A 10140-nucleotide genomic window follows, 5' to 3' on the forward strand; every position below is an offset into this window, starting at 1 on the left:
TTGTATTAATGATGTTACATAAAAAAGTAATACAGAATAAAATATTGATGAGATAAGGTTTTATTGTCTTATCTTTTCTGTGGGAAACTTTGGAATGGTACTTCAAAAACTATATCAGCAAAATCCTATGTAATATCAAATGTTTATTCTAACACCCTGATTAAAAAAATGATGGTTATCTCCATCTTGCTTTTAATCGTGTGGTTTTTGGGTAATCTAACTAAGTGGATTTTATTTTTTAAATTAAGCTCTGAATAGAAAGGAAGAGGTGCAAAATGGCTTCTAAACTTAAGAACGCCCAGCTTGATGCGAACAAAGCACTCGAGACTGTAGAAGATCAATTTCAAACGCTTCAAATTTTGAATGAACAAGGTGAGGTTGTTAATGAAGCAGCAATGCCTGACCTAACGGATGAACAATTGCAGGAATTAATGAGCCGCATGGTTTATACAAGAATTCTTGATCAGCGCTCTATTTCATTAAACCGTCAAGGAAGATTAGGATTCTATGCCCCAACAGCTGGACAGGAAGCGTCTCAATTAGCTTCCCAGTTTGCCCTTGAAAAAGAAGATTTTATTTTGCCGGGATATCGTGATGTTCCGCAAATTGTTTGGCATGGATTACCATTATCCCAAGCATTTTTATGGTCAAGAGGACATTTACAAGGTGGACAGATTCCTGATGGAGTTAATATTGCTATTCCTCAAATCATTATCGGTGCCCAGTACGTTCAAACTGCTGGTGTTGCACTGGGAATGAAAAAACGTGGAGCAAAATCCGTTGCTATTACGTATACAGGAGACGGTGGAACTTCTCAAGGGGATTTCTATGAAGGAATTAACTTTGCGGGTGCATTCAAAGCTCCAGCTATCTTTATTATTCAAAATAACCGTTTTGCTATCTCTACTCCACGTGAAAAACAAACAGCGGCCAAAACACTTGCTCAAAAGGCTGTAGCAGCCGGAATCCCGGGGATTGTAGTTGATGGTATGGATCCGTTAGCTGTTTATGTTGCAACCCGTGATGCCCGTGAACGTGCCGTTAATGGTGAAGGTCCAACTCTTATAGAAACGTTAACTTACCGTTATGGACCACATACAATGGCTGGAGATGACCCAACTCGTTATCGGACAGCTGACCTTGACAATGAATGGGAAAAGAAAGATCCATTAGTCCGTTTCCGTAAATTCCTTGAAAACAAAGGGCTTTGGAGTGAAGAAAAAGAAAACGAAGTGATTGAAAAAGCAAAAGAGGATATTAAAGAAGCTATTAAAAAAGCTGATGCAGCACCTAAACAAAAGGTGACAGATTTAATCTCAATTATGCATGAAGATATGCCTTATAACTTAAAAGAGCAATATGAAATATATAGTGAAAAGGAGTCGAAGTAAACCATGGCTCAAATGACAATGATTCAAGCAATTACAGATGCATTACGTACGGAATTGCGTAATGATCCGAATGTGTTAGTTTTCGGTGAAGACGTAGGTGTAAATGGTGGTGTATTCCGTGCAACTGAAGGGTTGCAAAACGAATTTGGTGAAGATCGTGTTTTTGACACACCACTAGCTGAATCAGGGATTGGCGGATTAGCAGTCGGTCTTAGTTTACAAGGCTTTCGTCCTGTTCCAGAAATTCAATTCTTCGGTTTTGTTTATGAGGTAATGGACTCTATTTCTGGTCAAGCAGCGCGTCTTCGTTATCGTACGGGAGGTAAATTTAATGCTCCGGTAACATTTCGTTCGCCTTTTGGAGGCGGCGTACATACCCCAGATATGCACGCGGACAGCTTAGAAGGTCTTATGGCACAACAGCCTGGAGTAAAAGTAGTTATTCCATCAACACCATATGATGCAAAAGGACTGCTCATTTCATCAATCCGAGATAATGATCCAGTTATTTTTCTAGAGCATATGAAGTTATACCGTTCTTTCCGCCAAGAAGTTCCTGAAGGCGAATATACAATTCCACTTGGGAAAGCAGAAGTAAAACGTGAAGGAACCGATGTTTCTATTATTACTTATGGTGCAATGGTTCACGAGTCATTGAAAGCTGCAGAAGAACTAGAAAAAGAAGGTTTTTCTGCTGAAGTTATTGACTTACGAACAGTAAGTCCAATTGATATTGAAACAATTATTGCGTCTGTTGAGAAAACAGGTCGTGCAATTGTAGTTCAAGAAGCACAAAAACAAGCTGGTATTGCCGCAAACGTTGTTGCGGAAATTAACGATCGAGCTATTTTAAGCTTGGAAGCACCAGTATTACGTGTGGCAGCGCCAGACACAATTTTTGCTTTTCCACAAGCTGAATCTGTGTGGCTGCCAAACTATAAAGATGTAATTGAAACAGCTAAAAAGGTATTAACGTTCTAAAAATCTATCGCTTCGAAAATTTTCTTGCGGAGCTGGATTAGTAATATGGGAAAAGGATGTACTTTTCCCACTTTCATCTTAGCAAAATAGGCTAAAATACACGAAAAAATAGGAGATGAATCTCAGTGCCATTTCAATTTAAAATGCCTGACATCGGTGAAGGTATTCACGAAGGGGAAATTGTCAAATGGTTCATCAAACCAGGCGATAAAGTCCAAGAAGATGACGTGCTTTGTGAAATTCAAAATGATAAAGCAGTTGTAGAAATTCCTTCGCCTGTAGAAGGAACTGTATTAGACGTTTTAGTGGGAGAAGGGACAGTTGCAACAGTTGGTCAGGTCCTCGTTACATTTGATGCTCCTGGATATGAAAACTTACAATTTAAAGGCGACGATCATGCTGAAGAGCCTAAACAAGAAGAAAAAGCACCAGCACCGGAAGCGAGCCAAGATGCAGCACCTGCTGCAGCAAACATAGAAACTGCCCAACAAGTGGAAGTTGATCCAAATAGACGAATTATCGCAATGCCGTCTGTTCGTAAATATGCGCGTGAAAAGGGTATTGATATTCATTTAGTTGCAGGTACTGGTAATAATGGTCGTATTCTAAAAAGTGATATTGATACATTTATTAGTGGAGGGGCACAAGCAGTACCACAAGCACCAACTACAGCTGCTGTGGAAGCTGAAGCAGCAATACCTGCAGCACCACAAGCTGCAGCCATTCCACAAGGTGAATATCCTGAAACACGTGAGAAAATGAGCGGTATTCGCAAAGCAATTGCGAAAGCTATGGTTAACTCTAAACATACGGCACCACACGTAACTTTAATGGATGAGGTTGATGTAACGAAACTTGTTACACATCGTAAGAAATTTAAAGAAGTGGCTGCAGCAAAAGGTATTAAGCTTACATTCTTACCATATATCGTAAAAGCATTAACAAGTGCATTGCGTGAATTCCCAGCATTAAATACATCACTTGATGATGCAACAAGTGAAATAATTCATAAGCATTACTACAACATTGGGATTGCAGCAGATACAGAAAAAGGCCTATTAGTACCAGTTGTAAAAGATGCTGATCGTAAATCAGTCTTCTCTATTTCAAATGAAATTAATGAACTGGCTGCAAAAGCTCGTGATGGCAAACTTGCCCCTAATGAAATGAAAGGTGCATCTTGCACAATTTCAAACATTGGTTCTGCGGGAGGTCAATGGTTTACTCCTGTCATTAACCATCCGGAAGTTGCTATTTTAGGTGTTGGACGTATTGCTGAAAAACCAATCGTTAGAAACGGTGAAATTGTTGCTGCACCTGTTTTAGCACTTTCTTTAAGCTTTGACCACCGCATGATTGATGGTGCAACAGCACAAAATGCTTTGAATCATATTAAACGTTTATTGAACGATCCAGAACTATTGTTAATGGAGGCGTAATATTATGGTCGTTGGAGATTTCCCAATAGAAACAGATACTATAGTAATTGGTGCGGGCCCTGGCGGATATGTAGCAGCGATTCGTGCTGCACAGCTTGGACAAAAAGTAACAATTGTTGAAAAGGAATATGTTGGGGGCGTATGTTTAAATGTAGGATGTATTCCTTCTAAAGCATTGATCTCAGCAGGTCACCGTTACGAAACAGCGCTTCATTCTGAGTCATTCGGAATTACGGCGGAAAATGTAAAAGTAGATTTTTCAAAGGTTCAAGAATTTAAATCCGGAATCGTGAAAAAATTAACTGGCGGTGTGGAAGGTTTATTAAAAGGAAATAAAGTAAATATTGTGCGTGGCGAAGCATATTTCGTGGATGCCAATACACTTCGTGTAATGGATGAAAATTCAGCGCAAACCTATACCTTTAAAAATGCTATTATTGCGACTGGTTCTCGTCCAATTGAGCTACCTGCCTTTAAATATTCAAAACGAGTACTGAATTCGACTGGTGCCCTTAACTTAAGTGAAATTCCTGAAAAAATCGTTGTCATTGGCGGCGGAGTAATCGGAATCGAACTAGGCGGTGCATACGCAAACTTTGGAAGCCAAGTAACAATCCTAGAAGGTGCAGAAGAAATATTAGGTCTTGGCGTTTTTGATAAACAAATGGCTGCCCTTGTAAAGCGTACCATGAAGAAAAAAGGTTCTGAATTCTATACAAAAGCATTAGCTAAAGGTGTAGAAGAAACTGAAAACGGCGTTGTTGTAACATTTGAAACAAAAGGCGAAGAGAAGAAAATCGAAGCTGACTACGTCTTTGTCATGGTTGGACGCCGTCCAAATACGGATGAAATGGGCTTAGAACAAGTAGGTGTGAAACTAAGTGATCGCGGTCTGATTGAAATCGACAAACAATGCCGAACTAATATTAGCAATATTTACGCTATTGGTGATGTTGTTCAAGGTCCGCAGTTAGCACATAAGGCATCATATGAAGCTAAAATTGCTGCCGAGGCAATTGCCGGTCATACTTCTGAAATTGATTATTTAGGAATTCCTGCTGTTGTCTTCTCAGAACCTGAGCTGGCTTCAGTTGGATATACAGAAGCACAAGCAAAAGAAGAAGGTATTAACGTGAACGCTGCTAAATTCCCATTTGCAGCAAATGGACGTGCCCTTTCACTTGATAGCGGTGATGGTTTCCTAAAATTGATTACCCGTAAAGAAGACGGCCTTGTGATTGGAGCGCAGATTGCCGGCGCAAGTGCCTCAGATATGATTGCTGAGTTAGGCTTAGCGATTGAAGCAGGCATGACAGCTGAGGATTTAGCTATGACAATCCATGCCCATCCAACACTTGGTGAAATTACAATGGAAGCAGCAGAAGTTGCACTTGGAACCCCAATCCATATCATAAAATAAGATAAAAATAAAAGTCCTTTTCGTATAAATCGAAAAGGACTTTATTTTATTGCAACGAATTATTAAGGTAACCAAGTAAATATATAAATTCTAAAAATACCCAAAGTCATTCGAAATGGAAAATATCTCTTACATTTAGAACATATACTTATAACACTAGATGTCTTTGTTCTTTCTTAAGATCAATGGATTTTGAGTGGTGATAAATATGAGGATCTATGTTGTCATAGTACTGCAGTTTATTATTTGGAGTGGGTTTACGCTTATTGAGTGGATATCAGAGCATGACCAACTCATTTATAAAGTTATTATGTTTTTTGTGTTTTTTTATCTGGCATTTTTAATCGGAAACGAAGTAACAAAATCAAAGCGGAAAACGCTCTTTATTACCGTACTTAGTTTAGTTATTTATACTTCGATTCACTATACGATGGCGCAATTTATGCATTAAAAAAGGCTCCGAAAAGGAGCCCTTACTTTCTTGGATTGAAATACATGATTCTATCGTTAAAGAGGTGAAGCTCTCCCTGGAGTTTTTTAGCAAGGAATTTACAAAATTCATTTGCCTTACCTTTATCACCATAGGTAGATTGTTCAGGGAGTGTGATTTGTATGTATACCTGCTCGCTTACTGCCCCGTCCTCATTGTGAACTGTTTCTGTATCAACACCTATTAAAATAGAATAATAGCGTTCATGGTCAGAATGTAAATAGAACCATTTTCCTTTGCCTTCTTCTGTTTCTTTAATTTCATACGGAAAGGCAGAATCACCGTATTGCCAATCCAATTGGTCGCCAGTTTTAGCAGTAATATTTTTATAGTAATGAAATAATTCCTTTACCTCTTCAATTGTTACCGTTTGTTTAGCAGATGAGGGCACAAGCTTAATAAATGCGTTTACAGCCATCATCATTCCCCCCCTATCAGTCCATTATATGCAATTCTATTCTAGCATTGATTAAAAAGTGTTGACAACATTTACAAAAATAAATCGCCAGTTTTCTTGTTATTTTTCATAAAAAGAATTATAATAATATTCTAAATATTTCAAGAAAAGGAGTGGCCTTATGGAAATATTTGATAAGCTCTACGATGAGAATGAAAATGCAAAAGTGAGGTTTATTGGCTTTACCACAGAAGATACACGTTATGACTTTGGAATAATTTACACGAATTTGTTTTTTGGCAAACCACTTGTTGTCTGCATGCAAACAGGCCGTTCAACGCTCCTCGACCCTAAAGATGTTGAAGATATTGATTACCTTCAAACAGTGTTCCGTATCTCGGATAAACAACAGGCAGCAAATTTAGCTGAATTTTTTAGTATTACACTTCCGTCTATTCCTTTTGTCACACAATATGAATAATTGTTTATGAAAAGGGCCTGAAAGGTGGCCTTTTTTTGTTATTATTTTTTAAATGTGACATACAATTTGGGCTTGAAATTTATAATGTGATATATTATTATTGCATTAGGGATATTTAAACGCTTTCAAAATCATGATCACTCAATTAAGAAAAGGGGATTGAACAGATGGGTACTCTTGTATGCCAAACTTGTAACTCTACTATTGATCATTTTGAAGATGAAAAAGTTACAGTGCTTTACTCGAAGTGCAATTGTTGCGATGACCATCATATTCACGATGAAGAATAAATAATTTGGAACAATCTTAAAAAATGAGAAACAGGATTCCGAGCCGGAATCCTGTATTTTTATGAATTGAACATTATTTAATTGCTTTGTATTCCTTTATTACGTGTATCGTTTTAATTTCATCATCTTCAGGGCCCTGAACGGGTAAACCCGCCTCGAGGTTTTCATGAATGTAATGAAGGTTTTCCTTAGTAATAATTTCCCCAGGAATAAAAATCGGGATTCCTGGAGGGTATACCATTACAAATTCAGCAATAATTCTGCCTTCTGATTCTTCAAAAGGAATCACTTCCGTTTCAGCATAAAAAGCATCTCTAGGTGTTAGAGCAAGCACTGGAATTTCAGGCAGGAGAACCTCAACAGGTTCAATCTTTCCTGAACGATGTTCACATTCAAATGCTAGCTCTTTTAACGCAGTTACTAAAAGGTTAGCTTCAACTTCCGTATCACCGAGTGTGATAATACAAAGAATGTTATATAGGTCTGATAATTCTACTTCTATATTATGTTTTTCTCTTAGCCACTTTTCTACCTCATACCCGGTTAAACCAAGCTCTTTTACAGAAATAATTAGTTTTGTTGGGTCATAATCAAAAGTAGCTTTTGAACCTAAAATTTCCTCCCCAACGCAACGGATATGATCGATTTCATTGATACTTGCTCGAATGGACTGTGCTAATTGAATGGTTCTCTCAATTAATTCCTTTCCTTTAGTTGCTAACTGCTTCCGAGCTACATCTAACGAGGCTAAAAGTAAATAAGATGTTGACGTTGTTGTAAGCATGCTTAAAATCGATTGAACATGTTTTGCAGATACGAGTCCCTCTTTCACATTAAGAATGGAGCTCTGTGTCATAGATCCGCCTAGCTTATGGACACTTGTGGCTGCCATATCAGCACCGGCTTGCATTGCAGATAGGGGAAGCTCATCATGAAAATGAATATGGACACCATGGGCCTCATCAACAAGAACAGGAACATGATATGAGTGAGCAATTTCAACAATTTTTTTCAAATCTGCTGAGATCCCAAAGTAGGTAGGGTTAATGACTAAAACCCCTTTTGCATCAGGATGCTGCTCAAGTGCCTTTTCGACTGCATCTGTAGTAATACCATGGGAAATCCCTAATTCTCTATCAATTTCAGGATGAATAAAGACTGGGATTGCTCCGGAAAAGACAATAGCCGACATAACCGATTTATGAACGTTTCTTGGTACGATGATTTTATCTCCAGGTCCACAAACAGCCATTACCATTGCCATAATAGCCCCGCTTGTACCCTGAACTGAAAAGAAGGTATGATCGGCATTGAAGGCTTCAGCCGCTAAATCCTGCGCCTGTTTAATCATTGCCTTTGGGTGATGAAGATCATCAAGCGGACCAATATTAATTAAGTCGATCGAAAGTGCATTATTACCAATAAACTGGCGAAATTCCGGCTCAATTCCTGCGCCCTTTTTATGACCAGGAATATGGAATTGAATCGGATTTTTTTTTGCGTGCTCTACTAAACCGCTAAATAACGGGGTTTGATTTTGTGACAATTATTTACACACCTCTTTAAGAAAAAATACTCGGTAATTATGTTCATTAATTACATAAAACAATGGAATTATAGCACTATTCAACGGGGTTGCATAGAATTTCTTTTAGGTTTTTTTGTTTTTATTTTGCTCAAGTTAGTTTCCCAATAAGACAGGAAATTTAACCTCGTTAGACGAAATAACAAATTAACATATTTTAAGGAGGGATTCACTTGAATTGGAATACACGAGTTACAGAGGTACTTAATATTCGTTATCCGATTATACAAGGCGGGCTTGCCTATTTAGCTTATTCTGAATTAGCGGCAGCTGTTTCAAACGCAGGAGGTCTAGGACAAATTACAGCTATGTCATTAGGTAGTCCAGACCAGCTTAGAGAGGAAATTCGAAAAGTAAAACAACTAACAAACAAATCGTTTGGGGTTAATTTTGCGATTGGGCAGCATGGGAGGCCATTCACTGATTTTCTCCAGGTTGCAATTGATGAAAAAGTCCCTGTTATCTCAATGACGGGAGGAAACCCTGCACCGATTTTTGAACAGTTAAAAGGGACAGCGATAAAAACACTCGTCTTAGTTGCTGCGAGACGACAGGCGATGAAGGCAGAACAGCTTGGTGCAGATGCGGTAATGGTTGTAGGGCAGGAAGGGGGAGGTCATCTTGGCAGAGATGATATTGGTACCATGGTGTTAATCCCTCAAGTAGTGGACGCTGTTTCCATTCCTGTCATTGCTTCAGGCGGGATTGGTGATGGCAGGGGATTGATGGCAGCATTAAGTTTAGGTGCTGAAGGGATTGAAATGGGAACGAGATTTATTGCTACAAAGGAATGTGTTCATGCCCACGAAGTGTATAAACAAAGGCTAGTAGAAGGAACGGAGTCAGATACGGTGGTAATCAAGAGAACACTAGGAGCTCCCGCGAGAGCAATCGCAAACACCTGGACTGAGAAAATCCTTGAAATTGAAAGAAATAATGGTGACTATAACCAATTAAGGGATTTTATTGGTGGAACGGCGAATAAACGTTACATTTATGATGGCGAGCCTAATGAAGGATTTGCATGGGCAGGCCAGGTGATGGGCCTTATTAAGGATATACCAACTGTTGCAGAACTTTTTGAACGGATGATTCATGATGCAGAACAAATTCGTGCAAAATGGGGAAAATAAAGGTATCATTCACTTAAGATGAAAATAGTAAGCAGGTGAAATATATGGAGTATCAATATCCGATTGATTACAACTGGTCAACAGATGAAATTATCGATGTTGTTAAGTTTTTTGAAGCAATTGAGAAGGCATATGAAAAGGGAATAGAACGAGAAGAGGTTATGATGGCCTACCGACGGTTTAAAGAAATCGTCCCGAGCAAAGCTGAAGAGAAAACCATTTGTGGTGAATTCGAAGAAATGAGCGGTTATTCGGCGTATCGAACAATCCAAAAGGCAAAGGAAGCTGTTTCAGGCGACAAAATCATCATGAAATAATAGAAAAAACTCCCGAAAGATTAAATCGGGAGTCAGATTGTCGAGAAAGGGTATTTTTCTCGGCAATTTTTTATTCTGTCAAAATCTAAATACCAAATTTATTGATTGTCCCTGCGAATGGGCCTGTTGATTTCCGCTCCAGGCACTCGCTTTCCGCGGGGAGGTCCTGGAGCCTCCTCGGCGCTTTGGCGCCTGCAGGGTCTCCAGTGACCTCTC

The 10140-nt window shown here is 38.8% G+C and carries 11 protein-coding genes; 9 read left to right on the forward strand and 2 right to left on the reverse strand.

All coding sequences use genetic code 11. The annotated features are described in order from the left end of the window. The first annotated feature begins 275 nt into the window (after positions 1 to 275). The 5 genes from pdhA to V7150_RS20615 all read left to right on the forward strand — a co-directional run bounded on the left by pdhA (position 276) and on the right by V7150_RS20615 (position 5682). Positions 276 to 1391: a pyruvate dehydrogenase (acetyl-transferring) E1 component subunit alpha gene (gene pdhA, locus V7150_RS20595; protein ID WP_335522020.1), complete on the forward strand. Its 1116-nt coding sequence runs from the start codon at positions 276 to 278 to the stop codon at positions 1389 to 1391. Positions 1392 to 1394: 3 nt separating this feature from the next. Continuing rightward, on the forward strand, positions 1395 to 2372 hold the full coding sequence (locus V7150_RS20600; RefSeq protein WP_283922481.1) for an alpha-ketoacid dehydrogenase subunit beta: 978 nt from the start codon (positions 1395 to 1397) through the stop codon (positions 2370 to 2372). Positions 2373 to 2497: 125 nt separating this feature from the next. Beyond that, a complete protein-coding gene (locus V7150_RS20605; protein WP_335522022.1) occupies positions 2498 to 3811 on the forward strand; it encodes a dihydrolipoamide acetyltransferase family protein in 1314 nt (437 codons plus the stop codon). A gap of 4 nt (positions 3812 to 3815) precedes the next feature. Continuing rightward, on the forward strand, positions 3816 to 5231 hold the full coding sequence (gene lpdA, locus V7150_RS20610; RefSeq protein WP_335522024.1) for a dihydrolipoyl dehydrogenase: 1416 nt from the start codon (positions 3816 to 3818) through the stop codon (positions 5229 to 5231). Positions 5232 to 5439: 208 nt separating this feature from the next. Further along, complete coding sequence (locus tag V7150_RS20615) at positions 5440 to 5682, forward strand: hypothetical protein (protein WP_335522025.1); 243 nt, start codon at positions 5440 to 5442, stop codon at positions 5680 to 5682. Between the two features lie 22 nt (positions 5683 to 5704). On the opposite strand, the gene V7150_RS20620 is transcribed toward V7150_RS20615, so the two are convergent. Beyond that, complete coding sequence (locus V7150_RS20620) at positions 5705 to 6139, reverse strand: DUF1885 family protein (protein ID WP_335522037.1); 435 nt, start codon at positions 6137 to 6139, stop codon at positions 5705 to 5707. Positions 6140 to 6299: 160 nt separating this feature from the next. Here V7150_RS20620 and V7150_RS20625 point away from each other — a divergent pair, with 160 nt between their 5' ends. Together V7150_RS20625 and V7150_RS20630 are read left to right on the forward strand one after the other, a co-directional pair. After that, positions 6300 to 6599, forward strand: a complete 300-nt coding sequence (locus tag V7150_RS20625; RefSeq protein WP_335522027.1) for a DUF3055 domain-containing protein — start codon at positions 6300 to 6302, stop codon at positions 6597 to 6599. Between the two features lie 167 nt (positions 6600 to 6766). Then, positions 6767 to 6889, forward strand: coding sequence for a GapA-binding peptide SR1P (locus V7150_RS20630; protein WP_335522029.1), 123 nt, complete (start codon positions 6767 to 6769; stop codon positions 6887 to 6889). 73 nt (positions 6890 to 6962) lie between these two features. Here the strand turns inward: V7150_RS20630 and V7150_RS20635 are convergent, their stop codons facing one another. After that, positions 6963 to 8435 carry an aminotransferase class I/II-fold pyridoxal phosphate-dependent enzyme gene (locus tag V7150_RS20635; RefSeq protein ID WP_335522031.1) on the reverse strand — a complete coding sequence of 491 codons (1473 nt, stop codon included), beginning with the start codon at positions 8433 to 8435 and terminating at the stop codon, positions 6963 to 6965. Positions 8436 to 8647: 212 nt separating this feature from the next. On the opposite strand from V7150_RS20635, the gene V7150_RS20640 reads away from it, so the two are divergent. Together V7150_RS20640 and V7150_RS20645 are read left to right on the forward strand one after the other, a co-directional pair. Further along, positions 8648 to 9607, forward strand: a complete 960-nt coding sequence (locus V7150_RS20640) for an NAD(P)H-dependent flavin oxidoreductase (protein ID WP_335522033.1) — start codon at positions 8648 to 8650, stop codon at positions 9605 to 9607. Positions 9608 to 9651: 44 nt separating this feature from the next. After that, positions 9652 to 9924 (forward strand): UPF0223 family protein, encoded by a 273-nt coding sequence (locus V7150_RS20645; RefSeq protein ID WP_335522035.1) that lies wholly within the window; start codon positions 9652 to 9654, stop codon positions 9922 to 9924. Positions 9925 to 10140: the final 216 nt, after the last annotated feature.

Origin of the sequence: Neobacillus drentensis, from assembly GCF_036965245.1 — a bacterium.
Lineage (GTDB): Bacteria > Bacillota > Bacilli > Bacillales > Cytobacillaceae > Neobacillus > Neobacillus drentensis_G.

What these genes read in the sequence shown, in the direction of transcription:
- pdhA (WP_335522020.1), top strand. Translation starts at nt 276, where the DNA reads ATGGCTTCTAAACTTAAGAACGCCCAGCTTGATGCGAACAAAGCACTC.
- V7150_RS20600 (WP_283922481.1), top strand. Translation starts at nt 1,395, where the DNA reads ATGGCTCAAATGACAATGATTCAAGCAATTACAGATGCATTACGTACG.
- lpdA (WP_335522024.1), top strand. Translation starts at nt 3,816, where the DNA reads ATGGTCGTTGGAGATTTCCCAATAGAAACAGATACTATAGTAATTGGT.
- V7150_RS20615 (WP_335522025.1), top strand. Translation starts at nt 5,440, where the DNA reads ATGAGGATCTATGTTGTCATAGTACTGCAGTTTATTATTTGGAGTGGG.
- V7150_RS20620 (WP_335522037.1), bottom strand. Translation starts at nt 6,139, where the DNA reads ATGGCTGTAAACGCATTTATTAAGCTTGTGCCCTCATCTGCTAAACAA.
- V7150_RS20625 (WP_335522027.1), top strand. Translation starts at nt 6,300, where the DNA reads ATGGAAATATTTGATAAGCTCTACGATGAGAATGAAAATGCAAAAGTG.
- V7150_RS20630 (WP_335522029.1), top strand. Translation starts at nt 6,767, where the DNA reads ATGGGTACTCTTGTATGCCAAACTTGTAACTCTACTATTGATCATTTT.
- V7150_RS20645 (WP_335522035.1), top strand. Translation starts at nt 9,652, where the DNA reads ATGGAGTATCAATATCCGATTGATTACAACTGGTCAACAGATGAAATT.